Source organism: Halomonas sp. IOP_14 (assembly GCF_021021315.1).
Lineage (GTDB): Bacteria > Pseudomonadota > Gammaproteobacteria > Pseudomonadales > Halomonadaceae > Vreelandella > Vreelandella titanicae.
This window is the reverse complement of the sequence record NZ_JAINWD010000003.1, coordinates 92,241-113,903: the sequence shown is the minus strand read 5'-3', so window position 1 is coordinate 113,903 and position 21,663 is coordinate 92,241. Positions and strand designations below refer to the sequence as shown.

The 21,663-nt window shown below is 54.1% G+C and carries 23 protein-coding genes and 1 tRNA gene; 14 read left to right on the top strand and 10 right to left on the bottom strand.

Features of this window, described 5'->3' with window-relative positions; genetic code table 11:
• Positions 1-232: 232 nt before the first annotated feature.
• The 5 genes from K7H09_RS03590 (at position 233) to K7H09_RS03570 (ending at position 6,079) form a co-directional block, all read left to right on the top strand.
• The gene (locus K7H09_RS03590; protein ID WP_230803643.1) at positions 233-1,189 is read left to right on the top strand and encodes an ABC transporter substrate-binding protein; all 957 of its coding nucleotides are present in this window, start codon (positions 233-235) and stop codon (positions 1,187-1,189) included.
• Positions 1,190-1,242: 53 nt separating this feature from the next.
• A complete protein-coding gene (locus K7H09_RS03585; RefSeq protein WP_141441526.1) occupies positions 1,243-2,211 on the top strand; it encodes a FecCD family ABC transporter permease in 969 nt (322 codons plus the stop codon).
• A 38-nt stretch (positions 2,212-2,249) separates the two neighbouring features.
• Positions 2,250-3,347 (top strand): FecCD family ABC transporter permease, encoded by a 1,098-nt coding sequence (locus K7H09_RS03580; RefSeq protein WP_412768186.1) that lies wholly within the window; start codon positions 2,250-2,252, stop codon positions 3,345-3,347.
• On the top strand, positions 3,344-4,159 hold the full coding sequence (locus K7H09_RS03575; protein WP_141440758.1) for an ABC transporter ATP-binding protein: 816 nt from the start codon (positions 3,344-3,346) through the stop codon (positions 4,157-4,159). Before K7H09_RS03580 ends, K7H09_RS03575 begins: the two co-directional genes overlap by 4 nt.
• Positions 4,160-4,246: 87 nt before the next feature.
• Positions 4,247-6,079 carry an ABC transporter ATP-binding protein gene (locus tag K7H09_RS03570; protein ID WP_230803638.1) on the top strand — a complete coding sequence of 611 codons (1,833 nt, stop codon included), beginning with the start codon at positions 4,247-4,249 and terminating at the stop codon, positions 6,077-6,079.
• A 17-nt stretch (positions 6,080-6,096) separates the two neighbouring features.
• Here the strand turns inward: K7H09_RS03570 and K7H09_RS03565 are convergent, their stop codons facing one another.
• The gene (locus K7H09_RS03565) at positions 6,097-6,687 is read right to left on the bottom strand and encodes a hypothetical protein (RefSeq protein WP_009288351.1); all 591 of its coding nucleotides are present in this window, start codon (positions 6,685-6,687) and stop codon (positions 6,097-6,099) included.
• Between the two features lie 112 nt (positions 6,688-6,799).
• Here K7H09_RS03565 and K7H09_RS03560 point away from each other — a divergent pair.
• Positions 6,800-6,876: transfer RNA gene (locus tag K7H09_RS03560), tRNA-Ile, on the top strand.
• Between the two features lie 39 nt (positions 6,877-6,915).
• Here the strand turns inward: K7H09_RS03560 and K7H09_RS03555 are convergent.
• Positions 6,916-7,914: a tyrosine-type recombinase/integrase gene (locus K7H09_RS03555; protein ID WP_230803633.1), complete on the bottom strand. Its 999-nt coding sequence runs from the start codon at positions 7,912-7,914 to the stop codon at positions 6,916-6,918.
• Between the two features lie 396 nt (positions 7,915-8,310).
• On the opposite strand from K7H09_RS03555, the gene K7H09_RS03550 reads away from it, so the two are divergent.
• Positions 8,311-9,075: a hypothetical protein gene (locus tag K7H09_RS03550; RefSeq protein WP_230803630.1), complete on the top strand. Its 765-nt coding sequence runs from the start codon at positions 8,311-8,313 to the stop codon at positions 9,073-9,075.
• A 64-nt stretch (positions 9,076-9,139) separates the two neighbouring features.
• Here the strand turns inward: K7H09_RS03550 and K7H09_RS03545 are convergent, their stop codons facing one another.
• The 6 genes from K7H09_RS03545 to K7H09_RS03520 form a co-directional block, all read right to left on the bottom strand.
• Positions 9,140-10,696, bottom strand: a complete 1,557-nt coding sequence (locus K7H09_RS03545) for a YfjI family protein (protein WP_230803627.1) — start codon at positions 10,694-10,696, stop codon at positions 9,140-9,142.
• Positions 10,697-11,525: 829 nt separating this feature from the next.
• Positions 11,526-12,227 carry a YagK/YfjJ domain-containing protein gene (locus K7H09_RS03540; RefSeq protein ID WP_230803623.1) on the bottom strand — a complete coding sequence of 234 codons (702 nt, stop codon included), beginning with the start codon at positions 12,225-12,227 and terminating at the stop codon, positions 11,526-11,528.
• A 656-nt stretch (positions 12,228-12,883) separates the two neighbouring features.
• Entirely contained in the window at positions 12,884-13,126 is a 243-nt protein-coding gene (locus tag K7H09_RS03535) for a DUF4113 domain-containing protein (protein WP_230803620.1), read from the bottom strand.
• Positions 13,127-13,159: 33 nt separating this feature from the next.
• A complete protein-coding gene (locus K7H09_RS24525) occupies positions 13,160-13,603 on the bottom strand; it encodes a DinB/UmuC family translesion DNA polymerase (RefSeq protein ID WP_230803618.1) in 444 nt (147 codons plus the stop codon).
• Positions 13,604-13,606: 3 nt separating this feature from the next.
• On the bottom strand, positions 13,607-13,765 hold the full coding sequence (locus K7H09_RS03525; RefSeq protein ID WP_230803615.1) for a hypothetical protein: 159 nt from the start codon (positions 13,763-13,765) through the stop codon (positions 13,607-13,609).
• Positions 13,766-14,191: 426 nt separating this feature from the next.
• Positions 14,192-14,542, bottom strand: coding sequence for a MerR family transcriptional regulator (locus K7H09_RS03520; protein ID WP_230803612.1), 351 nt, complete (start codon positions 14,540-14,542; stop codon positions 14,192-14,194).
• A gap of 74 nt (positions 14,543-14,616) precedes the next feature.
• On the opposite strand from K7H09_RS03520, the gene K7H09_RS03515 reads away from it, so the two are divergent.
• The 7 genes from K7H09_RS03515 (at position 14,617) to radC (ending at position 19,392) form a co-directional block, all read left to right on the top strand.
• Positions 14,617-15,432: an aminotransferase class IV family protein gene (locus K7H09_RS03515; RefSeq protein WP_230803609.1), complete on the top strand. Its 816-nt coding sequence runs from the start codon at positions 14,617-14,619 to the stop codon at positions 15,430-15,432.
• 121 nt (positions 15,433-15,553) lie between these two features.
• On the top strand, positions 15,554-15,883 hold the full coding sequence (locus K7H09_RS03510; RefSeq protein WP_230803607.1) for a hypothetical protein: 330 nt from the start codon (positions 15,554-15,556) through the stop codon (positions 15,881-15,883).
• Positions 15,884-15,990: 107 nt separating this feature from the next.
• Positions 15,991-16,959, top strand: a complete 969-nt coding sequence (locus K7H09_RS03505) for a DUF932 domain-containing protein (RefSeq protein WP_230803605.1) — start codon at positions 15,991-15,993, stop codon at positions 16,957-16,959.
• Between the two features lie 120 nt (positions 16,960-17,079).
• On the top strand, positions 17,080-17,250 hold the full coding sequence (locus K7H09_RS03500) for a hypothetical protein (RefSeq protein WP_230803603.1): 171 nt from the start codon (positions 17,080-17,082) through the stop codon (positions 17,248-17,250).
• Between the two features lie 23 nt (positions 17,251-17,273).
• A complete protein-coding gene (locus K7H09_RS03495) occupies positions 17,274-18,032 on the top strand; it encodes an ERF family protein (protein WP_230803601.1) in 759 nt (252 codons plus the stop codon).
• A gap of 37 nt (positions 18,033-18,069) precedes the next feature.
• On the top strand, positions 18,070-18,681 hold the full coding sequence (locus tag K7H09_RS03490) for a lambda exonuclease family protein (protein WP_230803599.1): 612 nt from the start codon (positions 18,070-18,072) through the stop codon (positions 18,679-18,681).
• A 90-nt stretch (positions 18,682-18,771) separates the two neighbouring features.
• The gene (gene radC, locus K7H09_RS03485) at positions 18,772-19,392 is read left to right on the top strand and encodes a RadC family protein (RefSeq protein ID WP_442908114.1); all 621 of its coding nucleotides are present in this window, start codon (positions 18,772-18,774) and stop codon (positions 19,390-19,392) included.
• Positions 19,393-19,489: 97 nt separating this feature from the next.
• Here radC and K7H09_RS03480 read toward each other — a convergent pair whose 3' ends face one another.
• Both K7H09_RS03480 and K7H09_RS03470 read right to left on the bottom strand, forming a co-directional pair.
• Positions 19,490-19,711 carry an SPW repeat protein gene (locus K7H09_RS03480; RefSeq protein WP_230803597.1) on the bottom strand — a complete coding sequence of 74 codons (222 nt, stop codon included), beginning with the start codon at positions 19,709-19,711 and terminating at the stop codon, positions 19,490-19,492.
• Positions 19,712-21,045: 1,334 nt separating this feature from the next.
• Entirely contained in the window at positions 21,046-21,552 is a 507-nt protein-coding gene (locus tag K7H09_RS03470) for a MarR family winged helix-turn-helix transcriptional regulator (protein WP_230803594.1), read from the bottom strand.
• Positions 21,553-21,663: the final 111 nt, after the last annotated feature.

Sequence of the window (21,663 nt, the reverse complement as noted above, 5' to 3'; positions counted from 1 at the left end):
GGTTACGATAATTATTAGCTAATGATATTAATTATCAAATAAAGGCGGGAGTCTAAAAAGAAAAGTTCCCAAACGCGAGGGGATGATTGAGGAACATTACGTTGCGTGAACTGAAACAGCGGGGTGGTGGAGAGGTTGCAAGAAATGGAACACGCCATTCGATGGAATAGTAGTGCAAGCGCTTTTGATAATCGTTATTATCCTTGCCAAAGTACCGTATTGAGAGAAACTTATGCTGGTTAAAACGACATCAATGGCTGCCACCCTCGCTAAGAGCGGGCGTTTAGGTATGGTCGGCATATTGCTAAGTATTTTTGTGGCAGCCACTGCGCAAGCGCGCACGCTGGAAACCGCCTTTGGCGACGTAGACATTGAGGGAACCCCAAAGCGCGTCGTAACACTCTACGAAGGCGCTTTGGACGCTGCGGTAGCGGCAGGCGTGGACCCGCTAGGCGCTGTGACGACGCGTGGTGGCGACAACGTGGCAAGCTACATTGAAGCGCATCTTGGTGAAAACCCGCCGGCGATTATGGGCGTGGTGCGCGAGATCAATATCGAGGCCGTGCTGGCGCAGCAGCCGAATCTGATTTTGGCCCCCGCCCAGCTCTCTGATGAGCAGTATCAACTGCTGTCACGTATTGCGCCCACGGTGGTGCCACCGCCCCAGCCACTGGCGCCGGATAATTGGAAAGCGGAAGCCCGCCTTTACGGCGAAGCGCTCAATCGCCAAGCTGCCATTGCAGAAGCGATTGAGGCCGTTGAACAACGCGCCGCCGAGGTCGCTAAGGCAGTGGAAGAGGCCGGTGTGGGGGGGAGCGCCTTCTTGGTACGCTGGATGCCCGGTGGCCCCATGGTGATGTCGGAAAACCTTTTTTCTGCAGGTTTGTTAGCCCAAGCGGGCCTGGATGTTCAGGACGCTGGCCTGGTCGGCGAGCGCGGTGTGCATAGCGATGTACTGAGCCTGGAAAATCTTTCCCAAGTGGACGGCGACTGGCTGTTCCTGGCAACGCTCAACGAAGATGGTCAAGCGGCGGTGGACGCAGCCAAGCAGAGTAGCGCCTTTACGCGCCTAAACGTAGTACAGCAAGACCACGTAGTGCCGGTGGATGGCCAGCTTTGGACAAGCGCCAATGGCCCGCTGGCCGCCCAGGCGATTCTTGATGATATAGAGGCAGCGTTGTTGCCGTGACGGTTCCACGTTTTGCAACGCCTAACGTTAGGCGTGCTACTCCCCGAACGCTAATGCTGCTGCTACTCACCGCCCTTGTGGCGGTGAGTCTCGTTAGTCTATTAATCGGTGCGGGTAGCATTGGCCCCGGCAGGGCCCTGGCGCTACTGAGCGGCGCTCAGGACAGTGAAGCACGCTTCATCGTCTGGGAACTGCGCGCACCGCGCACCTTGATTGGTATTGTGGTGGGCATGGCACTAGGCGTCGCTGGCGCCCTGTTGCAAGCGGTGGCACGCAACCCACTGGCTGAACCAGGGCTTTTAGGGGTTAGTGCGGGGGCAGCGTTTGCCGTGGCGCTGGCCTTAGTGCTGGGTGCCAGCGCCGCCACTTTACGCATTTCAGTCGCGCAGTTAGGTGCGCTGGTGGGCTGCGTGTGCGTATTGAGCGTGGCGCGCTTTCGCGGTGTGGGTAACGACCCCGTCCGGCTCGTGCTTGCCGGAGCCGCATTTTCTGGTCTGCTGGCGTCTTTAACCTCATTGATACTGCTTTACGACCAGCGTGCTGCTGATGAAATTCGTTTTTGGGTGATTGGCAGCTTGGCAGGCCGCCGCTTGGGCGACCTGCTGGCCGTGCTGCCCAGTATGCTGGTCGCGGCAGTGATGGTTGCACTGATTGCTCGGCCGTTAGCTGCCCTGGCGCTAGGCGAACGAGTGGCCTCTGGTTTGGGCCACCACCCCAATCTCATTCGTTGGTTGGTCATCGCCTGCGTGGCGCTGTTGGTGGGGGCTGCCACCGCTATCGCCGGGCCCATTGCCTTTGTTGGGTTGGTGGTGCCGTTTGTCGCACGGGCCTTTGCCGGGCCTGATATTCGTCGCACGCTATGGTTTTGTCTGCCCATCGGGCCGCTGATCGTCCTCGCGGCCGATATCATTTCTCGGGTGGTGGTCGCTCCATCGGAACTGCCGTTGGGCGTACTCACGGCGCTGTGCGGCGCCCCCGTACTGATAGCGGTTGTACGTGCGCGCCGCCTACCAATGCTATGAATTCGCTAATGAAAACCACGCAGATAAAAAGCTCGGCTATGCCTTTCTCTTCGGAAGACCAGTTCCGCGCGGGCGGCAATGACAGCGTAATTCCACCGCAAGGTTACTGGCGATTCGCCTGGCGAAGCGGGAACAGTGCGAACAGCCTGTTGTTTGAACAGCGTGCGGTGGCCGTTAACCTGGGCCTGTTTGGCGCGTTACTGCTTGCCAGCGTTATTTACCTAAGCCTGGGCAGCGTTAAGGTCGCCCCTATGGCGGTGCTGCAGGCGCTGTTTGGCAATGCAGATATAATGGCGAGCTTTGTCGTGCAGGAGCTACGCTTGCCGCGTTTGGCCGCAGCCGCTAGTACCGGGGCGGCCTTCGCGTTAGCGGGCATTCTGATGCAAACCCTGGCCCGCAATCGCTTGGCGACGCCGGGTATTATTGGTATTGATAACGGCGCGACGGCATTTGCAGTGGCCTCCATCGTAGGCCTTGGTGTTTCCATCGCGCCGCCTGCCATGGCGTTAGCAGGGGCAACCACCGCAGCGGTACTCACCTTCGGGCTCGCCGCGGGCAACGGCACCCAGGGCTATCGCTTTATCGTGGCGGGGATTGGCGTGGGCGCGGTGTTTGGCGCGATAACTCAATTGATGCTGGCGCGAGTCGCCATTGATACCGCCAATGCCGCTTACCCATGGACGGTGGGTTCGCTTAATGCCCGCCCCAGCGGCGCACTGCAATTACTCATGCTCGGGTTGGTGTTAGGGCTGGCCGCTGCCATGGCATTAGCCCGTTCGCTAACGCTACTGCGTTTTAAGGATGCTACCGCTAGTGGGCTAGGCGTGAACGTCAAGCGACGCCGGTTGGAAGTGCTGCTGCTATCTGTCGCCTTGACGGGGTTGGCGGTCGCTGTTGCCGGGCCGGTGGGCATGGTGGGGTTGATTGGGCCGGAGATTGCCCGGTCGCTTGCGAGTTCGCGCAGCGTGCCTGTTTTGGCGGCCACCCTGGCGGGGGCGTTGGTGATGGTACTCGCCGATTTGGCCGGGCGTACGCTGCTGGCGCCTATCGAGATTCCCGTCGGTATCGTTACCGCCGTGGTCGGCGGGCCCTGGTTACTTTGGATATTAATGCGTCCGCAACGGAGCTTCACATGAGCCAATCTCCAACACCCACCATGCCGTCTCTTGCCACGCAGTCGCTCGGCATGAGTTATGGCACCCGGCAGGTGATCGATGGCTTGGATATCACCCTGCCCAGCGGCCAAGTGACCGCCATTGTAGGCCCTAACGGCTGCGGAAAATCGACGTTGTTGGCCGGGCTTGCTCGGTTACACAAACCTGATAGCGGTGCCGTATTGCTCGATGGCGCCGATATTCAGCGCCTGCCCACCCGCCAACTCGCTACGCAACTGGCGCTATTGCCCCAGGAAGCCGTCGCACCGGAGGGGCTCACCGTGACTGAGCTGATTCGCTTTGGCCGCCAGCCCCACCAAGGCTGGCTACGCCAGTGGTCGGCAGAAGACCAGCGCGTGGTGCAGCACGCGCTAGCGGCGGCAGGGCTTGAACAACTCGCTGACAGACCGATTGATGCGCTCTCCGGTGGCCAGCGTCAGCGCGCCTGGATCGCCATGACTATCGCCCAACAAACCCCGCTGTTGTTGCTGGATGAACCCACCTCTGCGCTGGACCTTGGCCACCAGATTGAAGTGTTCGAGCTGGTGAAACATCTTGCCCATCATGGCCGTACGGTGGTGATGGTGCTACACGATCTCGCCAGCGCCTGCCGCTACGCTGACCATCTCATCGCCATGCGCGAAGGGCAGATAGTGGCGGAAGGGCCGCCCGCTCAGGTGGTGACGCCCGATCTAGTGCGTACGCTCTATCAAGTAGAGTGCACGCTGCTGCTAGACCCCGATACCGGCAGTCCGCTGTTGGCCAATGTGCGCCGCGCCCCGGCGCCAGCTTAACTCCCCAAGCATTAACGCGTTGAGCCTGAGCATTGAATTCATTACGCTAGCGCCTACCTAATTGGCCTACAACAACCTCAGTAAGGAATGCTCGTGGCTCCTTCTCCGCCCCGTTCTAAGAATCAGAGCTTTCAAGCCCTGGTGCGGCTACTCCGCTACGCCAAAGGCTATCGACGGCGCATTATTGCTGCCACTACCTGTTCAGTCATCAACAAGCTGTTTGATATTGCTCCGGAAATTCTGATTGGTGTGGCCATCGATGTAGTGGTCAACCAAGAGCAGAGCTTTGTGGCCAGCCTGGGGTTTGAAACGCCCCAACAGCAGATCACTATGCTGGCGGTGCTGACGTTTGTTATCTGGGCAGGGGAGTCGCTGTTTGAGTACCTGTTCCAAATCTTATGGCGCAACTTAGCCCAACGTTTACAGGCGGATATGCGCCAGGATACCTACGAGCACGCTCAGCGGTTGGATATGGCGTTTTTCGAGTCGAAAAGCTCTGGCCAGTTGGTGGCCACCATGAACGATGACGTCAACCAGCTTGAGCGTTTTCTGGACGGCGGGGCTAATTCGATTATTCAGGTGGTGGTCACCGTGGTAGCAGTGGGCGCAGTCTTCTTTGTGCTTTCGCCATTGATTGCGCTGCTGGCGTTTACGCCTATCCCGCTGATCATTTGGGGCGCGTTCTTCTTCCAGCGTAAAGCCGGGCCGCTGTATAGCGATGTGCGTGAAAAGGTCGGGGATCTAGCCAGCCGCTTATCCAATAACCTGAGCGGCATTGCGACGATTAAAAGCTTTACCAGCGAAGAGCGCGAAGCCGAGCGCCTGCGTGATGCCAGCGAAGCCTATGTAGACGCCAACAGACGGGCGATCAAGGTTAGCTCCGCGTTTATTCCGGTCATCCGCATGGCGATTTTGGCCGGTTTTCTTGCCACCTTTACCGTGGGCGGCATGATGGCGCTCAACGGTTCACTCAATGTGGGTGCTTACGGTGTGTTGGTATTCCTGACCCAGCGTCTGCTCTGGCCGCTCACCGGCCTGGCTCAGGTGATCGACCTGTTCGAACGCGCCATGGCCAGCACGCGGCGGATTCTTGATCTGCTTGAAGAGCCGATTACCGTTAAAGACGATAGCACCACTCCGCTCGCTCAGCCGGTGCGCGGCGAAGTGACCATCGACAATGTGAGCTTTCACTACGCCACCAGTGGCGTTGGCGTGGAAAACATTCATTTACACGCACCTGCAGGCAACACTCTGGCATTAGTAGGCGCGACCGGCTCGGGCAAATCGACCCTGATCAAGCTACTGCTGCGCTTTTACGACCCGGAAAACGGGCGGGTATTCATCGATGGCCAGCCGATTACCGACGTCAGCATGAACTCACTACGCCAGTCGATTGGCCTGGTCAGCCAGGATGTTTACCTGTTTGAAGGCAGCATTCGCGACAATATCGCCTACGGTAAGCCCGAGGCGGATGAAGCTGAAATTATCGACGCTGCCAAAACCGCCGAGGCGTGGAGCTTTATCGAGACGTTGCCCCTAGGGTTAGATACGCCGGTAGGGGAGCGGGGCGTGCGGCTTTCTGGCGGCCAACGCCAGCGGCTTTCCTTAGCGCGGGCGCTGCTTAAAGACCCGCCTATTTTGGTGCTGGATGAAGCCACCAGCGCGGTGGACAACGAAACCGAAGCGGCCATCCAGCGCTCGCTTAAGCGCATCGCCCATGGCCGCACGGTGATTATGATTGCCCACCGGCTTTCTACCATCGTGCATGCCGATGAGATCGTAGTGATCGAGAAAGGCCAAGTGGCCGAGCGCGGCACCCATTCCAGCCTATTGGCAGCGAACGGCCACTACGCCGCCCAGTGGCGGGTACAAACCGGCGAAGCCCAGGCGGGGGATGTGGAAGCAGTTAGTAGCCTTTAACGACTACCGATTAACTATTACCTATTAACCAGGAGCGCATTGAGGGTGACGGGCACATGCTCGTCAATCTCCTGGTAGCCTAGTAATGACATCACGGTGCGCACCGTGCTGTTGGCCATCAGCGCTCGGCCATCCATCGCCATGGGCTCCGCGTGGGTTACGCGTATCTCGTTCAAGCCTTCACGAGTAAACCGCAGCGGCACGGATTCCTGTTGGTTTACCATGTCTGATTGAACGCTAAATGTCAGCGTCTCCACCAGGGATTCGCCAATATCCAAACCGTCCAACCGCTCTGGCGGCATTTGCGCCTCTAGCGTCACCAAGGTGGTGTTCGCCAGCAAGCCTATCCAAGGTGGCAGCTCACCAAAGCGTTCCAGCACATCCGTTTGGCTAAGTTTTAACGGCAAGCGCAGGGTGCCATCACTGGAGATATCTCCCTGTAGATCGCGCACTTGATGGTGATGCGTTTGCGGTGTTTCGCCGTTCAACTGAGTAATCGATGCCTGAACCCGCGACTGGCCAGGATCAAGCTGCCAGTCAGCGTGCACGGGCAGCGCCAACAATAAGGGGAATAGAGCAATCAATGCTTTCACAGCGCGTCTCCGCATAAAGAACTACTCACCAGACTGCCCAATCCACATAAAGTGCCGTAATGACATCAAGATAGCGCAAAGGGGCTAGCCTCACCCGGCCACATTCGCTATGATATGCACGCTTTTCGGGCCTATAGCTCAGTTGGTTAGAGCAGGGGACTCATAATCCCTTGGTCGTAGGTTCAAGTCCTACTGGGCCCACCAATTAAATCAATTGGTTACAGAGATTAGAGCTTCTTTTCATCAGTGCTTGGTTGCCATTTGGTTGCCAATGCGCGGCAGATTGGCAACCACACTGTCCCATCTTTTCGGGTCGGCGTGGGCATAGCGACTGGTCACCGTCAGCGATGAATGCCCCAGCAAATCCCTGATGCTCGTTAATGACTCCCCCTTGCTGGCGAGTAATGAAGCGTAGCAGTGTCGCATATCGTGAAAACGGATGTCCGGGCGACCAATGGCTTCTCGGGCTCTTTCAAACGCTCCCCTGACTCTGTCTCCTGTTGTGTCAAACGGTAAGCTTTCCATCAGTGGTAGTGCTTCTTCTGATAGCGGAATAACCCTGGGTTTACCGTTTTTCGTCTGGTTGGGTTTGAGCACGATTCGACCGTTGTAAACGTTTCTCGGCTCCAGTGCCATCAGCTCCCCGCGTCGCATTCCTGTCAGCATGGCCAGCAAAATCACCTTTCGTTCGACCTGATACCGCTTGGGTACGGCATCAAGCAGTTCGGCAAGCTCCAACTCGGAGAGATAGACGTGGCGCTCATTTTTGGGTGAGGGCTTACGTAGCTTTCCGTCGAGTGGCAAGTCGATCCAGTCCCATTCTCGATACGATAGCGAAAGCACTCGCTTGACGACCTGAATCCGGTTGTTGATGGTTGACTGCGCCAATCCCTTCTCTTTTAGAGCTTTCTGCATTCTTCGGGCGGCATCCAGTAGTTCCTGGCCAATGATGATGCCGGGGGCATGCTCATCCATCCATCTGGCGACCAATAGAATGTGCTGTTTCTGGGAGCGAGCGTCGTATTCGCTGACCATCCGCTGCAGCCCCTCTGAGAAGGTGTATTTGGGCTTACGGCCCATGACACCATTGAATTCATCTTCTTGGCGTTGAGCTTCTGCCTTTAGTGCGTACTGCCTCGCTTCTCCTTCTGTGCGAAAAGTTCGCTGAGTACGTTGGCCGTTGACCCTGGCGCGGACAATCCATGTGTCACGGTCCTGTCTTTTTGAAACGTTGTATCCCATTCTCGATCCTCCTTTAACTGAGGATCGCGCCTGCATCCTCTAGCGTACTCCTCAACGGCCTCATGCTCAAAGCGCACGGCTTTGCCAAGCTGAATGAACCCGATGCAGTGTTTATTGCTGTAGACCCAGCTCAGGCTCATGCCTAGGCTTTCAGCGACTTGCTCGGGGCGTAGTAGCGCTCTGGCCATTGTTTCCCTCCCTCCTCATCGGCTTGATGAGTGGATTTTCGCAACTTGTTGCCAGCCGCATACCGGTGCTACTTAATCTGCTATAAAAAATAGGTGTTAGTCTTGACTAGTGCGATCGGGGGTGTTAAGGAAGTTGTTGGCAGAAGAGGGTATGTGTGTTGAAACTCGGTGACATATTGTCCTGACTATTAGAAAAAGGAGGCGGGGGATGACTGTAGATTCTTGGCAGATAATTTATGATCAAGCAGGTGATCTGGTTGATGCTATATTGCATGAGCAACCGAAAAGTGAATTCGATGCAATTGATTTTGAAGAAGCAATAAATAGCAAAGCGGAGGAAATTGCTTGGCGGGGAATCAAACCTGAAGATGATTGGTCTACGATTATACGACCTGTTAAGAAGGGAGTTAAGCTTGATAATAAAATTGACGAGCACTTCCATACTGCCTTGCGTCAGGGGGTGTTTGTTCGTTTACTTTATGAAGGTGAAATGCAAATAATAATAAAATATTACTCTGATAGTTCGCAGCCGGGAAAATTGTTTAAAGTTGGTGCAAAAATGGTTTCAGCCTTTTCTTGTGCGCAACAGCATGCAACAGCATGGCGACTTTTAAATGAAGTTAGAAACAACAGCTATGAGGTAAGGCAAGAAAAAGCTCAAGCTGCGCGTAATGAGAAAAAGGAAGAGCGAGAAATCCTGCTACGTGGTTTAGTGAAGGGGGCGCTCTCGAAACGTCCAGCCAATGGATGGCCTGGGCATGTCAGAGCGGCGCAGACGATTGCCAAGACATTGTTCCCTCTTATCGACGAATATAACCTTCCGCTACCGAATGATGAAGACCAGCTTTCTGAGCAGATTGAAAAACTCATCTTCCATGAGCCCATCTTGCGAAAGGCCTACAATGACTCTGCCAAAGAACCGTTGCCGGAACCTGTAAAGCTTCGCAAGGTAAATGTTGATGTAACCCCATAGACCGTTCTATACCATTGCTTGTGGTAGAACGGCCTGTATCATTATTTATTGTCTATTCTGTCCATTAGTGGGTGCCACCAGGAAGAAATATCTGCAGATGGGGCTTCAGGTTCAGGTAGCGCGTTCTGCCATGGTAAAGAGGCACGATACGGTTCTGGGCAATCAATATCTCAAGGGCTGCCTCCAGCCGGTGTTTTTGGCGTAGCCGATTAGGACCGCATTGACGAACAAAGTTATGGCGTACCACCTGGAGGTTCTGGTTACGTAGCTGATCAAGCCACTGATCAAGTTGTTCAGCATCTTGGATCGGCTGCGGGGGTGGTAGGAAAACGCGCTGAAAGTGATCCGAAAAGGCACAGACTATATCCGCTGCCATCAATACCGTCTCTCGCTGAATATCCCCTTCACCCCCCTCAATCAAGTGCAGTAGACCCGCTACACGACCCATGATCTCGGGGAGTTTGCCACCATGATCCAAACAATGCTCGAACCTTCCCCCCGGTTGGCATTGCTGTTCGCACTCATTATGGAGCTGTACCCAATCACGTGCGGCTGCTTCGCTAAGCTGTAGACATTCACGTGGACTATCTGGTAGCAACGTCAGGACACGGTTGGCCTTTACTAAGTCTTTGATACGGGCCTTGAGCGCTTCCCAGTGAGACCAATCATACTGCTGGTCGTGCAGGAGTAAACGACCGCCTTGGCGTGGACGAGGAGCGCATATAATCCAACGTCCCAAGGTACCTGTCGCACGTGCCATCTCTCCGTGACGCTCCAGGAATTCTTCTAAGGGAGCCGGCTGCGTCAGCCACAGTGCTGAAGATCTGACGCCCTGGCTGGGGGCCAACCGGGTCGTTTCACGTGATACGCGAGATGTCCGCACCCATTCACCATCAGATAGGTTGTTAAGCAACCCCATGCGTCGCATTAGAGCTCCCTTGTAGGTGTCGTGACCCTCATCAGTAATGATCCCCCCCGACGGAAGGTCGCGGGAAAGCCCCTCAAGGTACGCCTCTGGTGTGACATCTTGATACAGTAATTGAAAAAGACGTGGTGGATTATGCTCAACTTCACGATGTTCCTTAAGCTTTATGTTCAGCGCTGCTGTGCTTTGGCCTTGCTTTGTTGCTTTCTCAATGGCTTTTAGAATGGCTTTTTCTTCCGCATTGAGCACCTTTATTTCCGCATTGTAGTCGGCAACCAACTTAACGTATTGACGCTGATAATCGGCCTCTACCTCATGGATGATCGACATGACATGGTTATAGCTTGAGGATTTACGCTCATTAGACGCTGCAACCACTTTGATATTGAGAGACAGCGGGCGCGTTTTATGGTTGGGCAGATGGACATTATAAAGACCCTGAGCCGCGATCGCCGTAGCAGCGAGGATGATAGCTAGCGGCATTTCAGGCTCTACTTGCTCATTGAAACTGAGCTGTTGAACAGCGTTCCACAGGAGTGATGATTCTGGCACGACAGTTCGCCATTCGCCTGGTAGCGGCAACAGCTGCTGATAGCCACTTGTGGAAGCACTGTTCACAGAGGGGTAGCCGTTAGGGTACATCCCTGAGTGAGTCGGTGTTATATCACTGTAACGGCTGGTGGTCGGTATTCTCATCGTCGTTTCCCTATAGAGCTAAACGGATCGGCCCAATGCCGATATGCGAACCTTGCCCCATCGTTTGCTCGGTAACGACTGCCTAACTAAACGCCATTTTTAAATTAGGTAGAGGGGTTGACTTTTTTTTGTTTTTCATAGGGAAAAATAGTTGTTATCACGGTGTTAACGTCAACAGGCTGCCATTCCCGCTACCGCTGTAGCGATAGTTGCAGCCTAGACCGTTTCAGTATCCACTTTCATGTTCCTACTAAGTTTTACACATCGCCAAATAGACCTCTTGATGTATATATACTTTAGTCTTAATTAATTTTTTTAGGTAACGCCATATGTGTCCTAAGAGTGTGTTATTTTGTTAAGTAAAATTTACTATAAATGTTTGCTCCTGGACGCATGGCCGCACGAGTTTTAGTGGGCGCTTAGCACAGGTAACTAGCCGAGTAGAAAATCGTTGCCAATGAATTTGCGTCATTTCGCTGTAGACAATACTCCATCGGCTTTTAGACTTTCGAGTCATGAGAAATGTGAACAAGGTCATTAATCTTATCTAAAGGCCACTCAAGGGCGCTTACCTAGGAGTGAGGGCCTTTCAAGGTGGGGTTGTTGGGTAAAACAACAGGAAAAGCGCATGAAAATTTTAAACCACTCTAATGACTGCCAAGTAGGTCTCATCATGAGCGCTTGATTTCTTGTTAAGGCTCTTCTTTTCTACGCTGATAATCCCTAAATGGACGTGCTGAGCGCTGACTAGAGAGGAGTGTAGGGCCACTCTACGAAAGTAGTGGTAACGCCTCACAGGCGTTCTAAGAAGGCCGGTGGCTACCCCGTGCTATCGCTGGCTTTCATCAAAGCAATGCACACCCTGACCGATAGGTTTCGAATACGCTTTGCACAAGTAGCTTGCAGCGTAAAACAAGTCGGCAAATGCCGTTTGGTCATCGCTTTTGAAATCCCATGTGGCCAACGTTTTGTCGTGCTTTTTGGGAACCCTTACCAGTAGATCCATGCACTCTTGAGGCCATTTGATAGCAAATGCCCACGCCCTGACTAGGCGATGGTATAGGTTGTCGTAGCTGTAGTAGCCATCGGAACTTTTCTTCATACATCCCAGCCAGTTATAGGCATTACCATTAAAAAGTAATACTAGATGGTAATGGTGATGACTGCTCGTAACCTGCTCAAGGCACCATACATAGCGCATTTTGTGTGGTTTTGTATTATCTGCAACATTTAGCTCCCATTGCAAAAAATCCAGGAAGTTGCGGATATATGCATTATCAAGGCCTATATAGCCAGTGTAGTCCTCTACAGGAAAGCGTAAGTCGATACGTACAGCGAATAATCGACTACAGTCCTGGCGTGCTTGGTTCATTACTCTAAGCAAAGTCTCCAGGTAGTTTTCGATTAAGGGCCCTTTCTGCGTTTGCACCATCATATAGTGGTATTCAAACTCCCAGAATAGCTTTAAAGCGGGGTTATCTTGGTGACGTTTACGACGGCGTTGACCTACGTTCGGTATAATGAGGTTCATTATCAAACTCCTAACACTCACGCACAGGAATACCCACGGCATGGAGACCGTGTGATTACCCATAGCAAAAGTGTGACCATGGAATAGATAGAAAACGCTGAAGTGATACCGCGTTAGCAGACGCAGTTATCTTTAGCGAAACAGTAAGTGCCCTAGCAGGCGAATGTGAGCATCATGCGAGCAGTAATTTATCGGTTAAATGCTGTATGGTGGGTTCCGCAGGGGTAACCAATAGGCGTGTTACAAGCACGCCTTGCTTAGCAGTAAATGACAACTTAGCTGCTTTGCCATGAGGATGTGAGGATGGCTTATAAGGTCACTATGGTTATCGCCTTGAAGAAAGGTCGTCGGCTTTTAGGCCTCCTTCATGGATAATATTACTAACCTTAAAAAAAGGTATAATAGTATTACCGCCATCAAAAGGTACCTGATAGGCATTCCCACTAAGTGCCCACACCCGCATGGTAAGCGGGCTGCTTACAGATCATAACTACTCTGAGAGACACCCTTTTCATTAAAAAGTAAATCCATTTTTTCAATAAGATAACCAAGAGCTTTTTAAACTCGGCATGTGCTCAGATAATCATACCCGCCAGTATTTTCTTTCTTAAATAACACTGCCCTAGCATGACCAGCACCATAAAAGCGTGTAAGGCTTACCTAACGATCAATAGCTCGTTCCACTGGGTAGTGTATAGCGGTGTGCGTCGCTCACTGCGCAGCGCCCAGGCATTGCCTTTACGAGGTAGACCCAGCTGTACCGTTCCCTTTCCCAACTCGCGATTTAGCTTGTCCATCGTCCCCATCAGGCGTTCGCTGCGCTTAGCCTCTTCATCGGTTTGCGGGGTTTCAGTGAGGGTAAGCTGTCGGTTTGACTTGGGGGAGAGATCAAGCAACATGAGACCTGCTTTATGGTAGGCATAGCCCTTGCGTCAGAGACGCCGCAGGCCTTGTACCGTCGCTGCGATGATGTCCCGGCTATCATCGGTGTGCCTTTCGAGGGATACGACTACACGCTGCTGATATTGCGGTAGGTCGGTACGAAATGGATTCGTGCGTACAAATACCATGACGGCGCTAGTAACGCTTTGCTGTTGGCGCAGCTTTTCAGCTGCCCTGGCGGCGTGCTGTCTTAAGGCTTCGCGCAGGTCGTGGGGATTGCTGGTTAGCCTACCGAACGAGCGCGACACCATGATCTGTTGCTTGGGTAGACTCATGTCATCAAGCTGGATGGCGGACTGCCCGCGCAGCTCCCATACGATGCGTTCCTGTACCACACTAAAGCGCTGCCTAATGTGCTTAGGGTCAGCTTCACGTAGCTCCCATGCGGTCTCAATACCCATCACTCTCAGGCGTTCACCGGTACGGCGTGCCACGCCCTACAGATCTGTCACCGGCAATTGCTTTAGCAGTGCCTTGGTCGCTTCACTCTCGGCGGTTAACTTACACACCCCGTGTTGCTTGTAGGCGGGATGTTTTTTAGCCGCTTGGTTCGCCACTTTGGCCAATACGCGGGGCGGTGCAAACGCCACCCACACGGGAGTGCCTGTTCACTGTCGAACGATTTCACGCATTGATTGCCCTCGCGCTTCTAGCATATCGGGGTCAAACCCCTAGAAGCCGACAAAGCTTTCGTCAATGGAGTAGATTTCAATATGTGGTGAAAACTCACTTAACACCCTGGTCAACCGATGGGACATATCGCCATTTATGTGGAATAGAAAATCAATGGGGACGGGAGCTTTGCTCAGCCTCGGGTGCTTTTCATACCCAGCCAGTATGGCTATAGCTTCTGAAAAGAAAGAGATCGCCAACGAGTCCAGTTTACGATCCCTGACCTACCATCGGGCTAACATTCACGTAAAAGAGACAACAGGCAGAAAATGGCCTAAGGCAGACCTTCAGGCCAGGGGAAACTAACTATCATGCACAGTTGGTAGGGACTCCAACTGTGCTGTCTAAGGTCAGGAATCTATTTCCAACAGAAACATCTCAAGCACCTTCCGGCTTCGCATCAGCTTCTCGGCCTTCTGATCGATGAGATGGATCTGGTCATGCAGTGTAGTGCGAAGCTCATCGCATGGTTCAAGGATATGATCCTCTCCTCGCATGCAAGGGGAGAACTGCTTGATCGTAGCGAGCGTCATCCCGGCAGAGCCCAGAAGTTTGATTCTCTCGACGGTCCGCTCGTCGACCGGATCATAGTCGCGATAACCGCTTTCCGTTCGTCGCGGCTTCAGGAGGCCTTCAGCTTCGTAATAACGGAGCATTCGAATACTCACATCGCAGCGCTTGGATAGTTCGCCTATTTTCATATGCCCTCTTGACTCTGACAGCGCTGTTAGACTCTAGACTGCATACTCCCAGTCACAACCGCAGGAGCAAAGCGATGTCTGTTCAAGCCGCTACTTACTCGACACTTATCAACGGTGAACCAGCAAGCACTAGTGACCTAGTGCCGCTAGCCTTCTCGGGGTTCGCGCATTTTACCGCAATGCAAGTCCGAGATCGAAAGGTCAAGGGATTGGATCTACACCTGACGCGTCTCAGAGAAGCTTCAATCACGTTGTTTGGCATGGCGCTGCCTGACGAGAAAGTGCTCCGTAGCATTCGGCTAGCGATCGCCGAAGGTTCAGCGGATAAGTCACTTACCGTCACAATCTACTCTCAAGAAGGTGAGTTCACCGCCAAGAGCATGGGAGTGGAGCCGAGCATCCTTGTCCGAGCTGACTTGCCATATGACGGTCCCTCAGGTCCGGTGCGGCTTAGTGTCGTGGAACATGAAAGGCACTTGGCGGAGATTAAGCACGTCGGCGAGGGTGCCAAGACATACTACCTACACCGAGCTGTAGAACAGGGCTTCAATGATGCAGCATTCGTTGATCGTCGCGGAAGGTTAAGTGAGGCGACAATTTGGAACCTCGTATTTTGGGATGGACATTCGGTTGTTTGGCCCCGTGCAGAAATCCTGACCGGGACGATGATGGGAATAGTTCAGCGCCAGCTGAGGCGCTTAGGTGTGCCCCAGCGTCATGAAGAAATCAAATTCCGCGATGTGGCGGGTTTCTCCGGTGCCGCGATAATGAATTCCTGGACACCCGGCGTCATGATAACCGCCATTGGGTCAAATATCGTTCCAGAAGCAAATCAGTTCATGGATGTGCTTCACGAGGCCTACCAGGCTGAACCTGCAATGATTGTTTAATGACGCACCCATGGTCACAAATTCGCGGGCGAAAAAGGACAAAGCGAAAAAAATACAGATCTATATCACTCCTATGAATCCTGCACACGGGATCACTTTGACGCCTATAGGAGTGTTGTTTATGTCCCCGCCTTGCCTCAACTGTGCAGCCGCTTGCACGCTTAACCTTGAAACCGCCCAACGCATCGGCACGGTGGGCAGCAGCCTTGTGGGCGGTGCCATTGGTGCGTGGCGTGCGTCCTATCACCCAACGTCCCCTTTATCGATGGCTACCTCACGCTTCCCGTTAGCCAAACTGCCCGCTGCCGTGATTGGGGCTGTTTCCGGTAGTCAGGCTGGCTCGCGTGTCGCAACGGTGTTCTTCACACAGAAGTCGCCACCCGGTGAAGGAACGCCCTGGCTGTGCGTATCGTGCGGACATGCCTTCCGGCAATCACACAGCGCCTTCTAACCACCCCGTTAACGCATCCTCCCTAAAGCAGCCCAATCCCTTACATTCCAACCATAAAGCGCTGGCGATTAACGTCAGCGCTTTTTTTATTGCTAGGAGTTTTCACCATGGCACATCTCGTTGAACAAATGGCTTACGTCGGCGCAACCCCGTGGCATGGCCTGGGGCAACAGCTATCCCATCAGCAACCGTTAGAGGTCTGGCAGCAACAGGCCGGAATGAACTGGCATATTGAAGAAGCCCCGGTGCGCTTTATTGCCGAGGGTGCCAGCCACCTAGGCAGCATCCACTCGTTCCCTGAACAGAAAGTACTCTACCGCTCGGATACCAAGGCGCCGCTATCGGTCGTGTCTCAGCGCTATAAGGTGGTGCAGCCCGAGGAGATTCTGGAGTTTTACCGCGACCTGACGGAGTACGCCGGGTATGAACTGGAAACTGCGGGTGTGCTGAAAGGTGGTCGTAAGTTCTGGGCCTTGGCACGCAGTGGCTTAAGCACTTCGCTGAAAGGCCAAGATGAGGTCAACGACTACCTGTTGTTGGCAACGTCCTGTGATGGCACCTTGGCCACCATGGCGACACCCACCACGGTGCGTGTGGTGTGTAACAACACACTGCAGATTGCAGTAGATGGCACGTCGCAAGCAGTGAAGGTACCCCACCGGTCGGAGTTCGATCCCCGTGCAGTAAAAAGCCAGCTGGGTATTTCTGTTTCCCAGTGGAACGACTTCATGTACCGCATGAAGGCATTAGCCGAACGCAAAATCGACCACCGCGAGGCTCAGCAGTATTTTCAGTCGGTGCTCTGCGGTATCGATAAGCCGATAGATGACCCTTCCAAGCTGCCTAACTACCGGGCACTCAACAAGGTACAGAAGCTCTACCACGGCGAAGGCCGTGGTTCTCACCTTGACACGGCCAAAGATACCGCTTGGGGCTTGCTTAATGCCGTTACCGAGTACGTGGATCACGACAAGCGTGCGCGCAGCAACGATACTCGCCTGGATTCAGCGTGGTTTGGCAAAGGGGCTCAGCTGAAGCAAGAGGCATTGCAAACGGCTCTTGCCCTGGTGAGCTGACATGCTGTTTCTCATCATTTTACTGCTAATTTTCTTAGTTTTTGTCTTACCCCTCATTGGATAGCGCGATAAGCCCAGCCCCTAACAGGCTGGGCTTTTTGCTTTTACGTGGAGCACACCATGGTCTCTCTTAACCTCGATTTAGATATCGCATTAACCCAACTGACGGAACGGCTGCTTACCCAGGAACAAACCTTTACCGAGACCTACGTGATGGCAAAAGGACAGCTGTATCGCACCGAGCTGCATCTATACCCAGTCCCTCCCAGCGAGCTTCCCGCCGATTTTTAAGCCTCTATTGAAGGAGCCTTGCCATGGCCACCAAAACTAATGTGGTAAATCAAGAGTCATCTGCATCCACTTCACTACAAGCTGTTCCTGCAGAACCTACTCCCCACCTCACTGAGAGCACGGCCATTATCCAGGTGATAGAGCGCGCTGCACTCAACCCGGATGTCGATATCGACAAGATGGAGCGCTTGCTACAGATGCAGGAACGGGTGATGGATCGCCAGGCCATGATGGCCTATAGCGCGGCCATGGCAGCCATGCAGACCGAACTCCCCAGCATTGAAGAGCGCGGGCAAACCAATAACGGCTGCTATGCCACCTTGGAGGATATTGTCGATACCGTGCGCCCCATTATGCAGAAACACGGTTTTGCAGTGAGCTTTCGTATTAGGACACAGGAGCGCGGTATCGAGGTGACCGGTGTACTGATGCACAAGGATGGCCACCGTGAAGAGACCAGCATGCTGCTGCCTGCCGATATGAGCGGTAACAAGAACGCTGTGCAGGCGTTTGGCTCATCTACCAGCTACGGCAAGCGCTATGTCCTTTCTGCACTACTCAACATCACCACACGCGGCCAGGACGATAATGGCAACGCCAGTACCAAGGAAGCCATCAAGACAGTCACCGCGTTCCAGGCAGGTCAAATCCAACGACTGATCAGCCAATGCCCCGCGACGACCCAGGAGTGGTTTATTGGCAAGTACGGCTCAGCCGTGCAAGTGCCGCATAGCGACTTCGACAAGCTTCGGGCATCCCTCTCCAAGCGAGCCGTTAAGTAAACGGCGTACCAACCCTGCCTGAGTAAAGGAGGCATCCATGCAGATACTCAATATGCCGCAAGGCTCCTCTGAGTGGCTGGCGGCGCGCTTAGGGCGCGTCACCATGTCGGAGCTCAAGGCATTGCTGATTAAAGGCAAAGGCCCTGGTGGATTGGGTGCCGGGGCCATTACCTACATGCACCAGTTGATCGGCGAACGCATTACCGGCGAGCTGGCCGAGCCGTTTCAAGGTAACGCGCATACCCGTCGTGGTCATGAGCTGGAAGGCGTGGCACGTGCGCTTTACTGCGATGCCACCGGCGAACCCCAGCCCCAAGAAGTGGGCTTGATCCTTAATCACGAGGTGGGCTACTCGCCAGACAGCCTGGTAGGCGCTAACGGCCTGCTAGAAATCAAAACCAAGCTACCTAAGTTCCAAATCGAAGTGCTGCTGAATGGAGAAATACCCGATGAACACATACCTCAATGCCAGGGCGGCCTATGGGTCAGCGAACGCGAATGGATCGATTTTGTTAGCTATTGGCCGGGTATGCCGCTGTTTATTAAGCGCGCTTACCGTGACGACATCATGATTCGCACCATTGCTGAACGGGTCGAAGCATTCCATGAAGAAATGGAGCGACGTTTGAGCCAAGTGATGGCTGCGTGACGAAACCCATACCACAATATTCAACACGCTATCTAACGACATAGATGCCGGGGCCACCACCCCGGCATTTTTTATTTTTTGGAGACAACCATGACACACGCCAAGCTGAAAGCCGGTGAAGTGGCGGGCACCTATCACGTTACCTCGCCAGTGACCGAAACCGATATCATCATCATGGCCAAGCGCTTCGCGCGACGCAAACTCGCTAAAGGCCGCAAGATCACGCAGCCTTCGCAGGCATTCGAGTACCTGCAGTTACTGCTTCAAGATTACGAGCACGAGGTGTTTAGTGTTCTCTTCCTCGATAGTCAGCACAGAGTCATCCGCTTTGAAGAGCTGTTTCTTGGCACCATTGACGCCGCAAGCGTCTATCCGCGTGAAGTACTGAAGGCAGCCCTTGCTTACAACGCTGCTGCCGTAATTTTGGTACACAACCACCCTAGCGGTGACCCCGAACCTAGTGATTCAGATAGGAAAATAACCGAGCGACTCAAAGAGGCGCTGGGGCTGATGGATATTCGAGTGATTGATCATGTTGTGGTGGGCAGAGAGGGGGTAAGTCGTTTGCGGAGATGGGGTATCTTTGAACTCAGGAACGCAACGCCGGTGCTGCCCAACAGGGCGGCTCCGGCATGTAAGGATTTTTTATTTTTTGCGAGTATCGGCAACTATCGGCCCGCCCCAGCATCACCAAAACCAGCAGTGCGGTAAGCGCCACCAGATCGTAACGAAACCACCCTATACAAACCCGCCCAGGGAACTGACCATTCAAGCGGCACGTCGACAGTCTCCATGAGTTTTACAGAGGCTACGGCTTATGGGTAGCGGCACTCTCGTTGGATGGCATTTTCTGGGTGATCAGGTTGGTAGTGATCTCAAATATCCCGTAGTGAAAATGAGGAGGAAAAATCTGATCGGCAAAGCCGAAGATCCATGGCGATAGCGCTAGGAATATCCCGCACAGCATGTCGACCGTCGGGTGTTCCGGCATCGGAAGGACGGCAAACAAGCCGTACTCAGACTTCGTCATTATACTGGAAGCAAGAAAGCAGCGAGTTTTACACTCCGCGCCTGGTGGTACGCATGATGGTGTGGTTGATTGCGCCGTAGGAAGGCCTGAGTGGCTATGTCTGCATGGGCTAGGGGGTTTACTGCTCCCACACCAAGGAATAACTGGAAGAGCAGGGCGGCGGCCCGCACCGAATTATCGGTTCGGCTAGGAGGCCACTGCTCGTTATGGGATCGAACAGGTCAAAAAAGCGCCGCGTGTCTCGCGGAGATGATCGACACCAAAGGCGCGGGACTTGGTGGCGTGGTTGACGCTCCTTACCGGGACCTAGATCGGCGTCGTTGTGCTACTAAGAAGCCAGTTTGCCCACGTCCGGCTCTATAAGGTCATGCTTCTTGGCAATCTCGCGTTAGGTCGATTCCGCGTCAGCGGCTATGGCGTCTGAGGGCAGTCCGCCACCTTGAGGCCGAAATATTCGCCAAACTCGAACCACATGCGGCGCCAGCGGAAGACGTCTCCGTTGACGGTGTTAAACTACGGCCTTCAGGCCATGGTAGGCGGCGGTGACGACCGCGGACAGACCGGCCGCGCCCGCAGGCGCTGGTCACCAAGCGTGAGGAAGAGGACGGCAAAGTAGGTTACTGCTTCGACATCAAGCTGCAGGGCGAAGGCGAAACAGTATTCTTCGATTTCTGAGCTTCGATAAGCGGCTTCTTCGTCTTTATACCCCGCCTCGCGCGGGGGTTATTGCCTAGCTTAGAAAGCTCCGGTCTGTCTTATTTTCGGGCGGCAGGTCGTAAAGTGCTGATATCCCATGGAGATATCGATCGGGTTTTCTCAGTCAACGACACCATCGCCTGGAAACAAAGGCTCTACCCTAACCATGTGAGCAACGCCAGCGGCTTCGCTCGTCTTTATCAGGAGCCTGGCATGCCCTAGGCACGGATGGTGTGGTAACGGTGGACATGGACTTCCTATCTGCTTCTTCGTCGGTAGTGTCTCCTCGGCGAGGCTTGGCGGGCATGCTTGCGACCAAAGGTACACTGGTTCGACTAAAGTCTAAAACGTGTGTAGAATGGAGTTTTCCCACGACCTGACAGGTTGCAATCGATATGACAACTCAAGCGTTTTCTCATCCCGTCACCGAAGCCAGCGTTCCCCTGCTCAAGCGCATCGGACTGAGCGCCTACCGACTGTTGGAGCGGATGACCGAGAGGTCGTATCGTCAGCACAAGACATTTCTTACCCAAAGCTATGGCCTCTGATCGGTAGCACACGATTCGACCCAGTACAAAGAGCCAGCGCAATGCGCTGGCTCTTTGCTTTTTTGGATAGTTGCCTGGCGTTTCGCCGGGTCAACCGGCGCGGCGGATAGGCACCCGGCTTAGGGCATTGTTTTCATCGGCCAAGCGCTGCAAAAGGCCGCAGACCTGCTCGCGTTCCTCCTCGTTCAGCGGGGCGAGGATATCCTCCTGGGCCTGGATCACGGCGGGCTCGGCCTCTACGCGCAATGCCTTGCCAGCCTCGGTGATGGTGACCAGCATCGAGCGGCGATCCTCGGGGCTGCGGCGTCGATCGACCAAGCCGCGCTCCTCGAGCTTTTTCACCACAATCGCTACGGTGTTGCGATCGAGCGCCGTGAAGCCGCCGAGAGTGATCTGGTCCAGCGAGCCCATCTCGTCCAAGGCGGAGAGGATTATGTACTGCAGCTGGGTGAGATTGTTGGCCTCGCACTTGCGCAGGAAGATCGCCACGCTGATCTGATGGCAGCGCCGAAGCAGGTTGCCGGGCAGAGCGTTGGCCTGGGAAAGCGGAGATTCGGTCATGTTCTCGGTCTGCTCAAGGAAATGGATGAAAGACACAAGCCATGGTCCTCTGCGGGTCACGGCTTTTAGGCTCTGGCTCTGGGACTACTGGCCAGCCAGTTTCACCGGCGAAGCAGGTGCCTGACGGGAACGGTGCCCCTGGCAGGC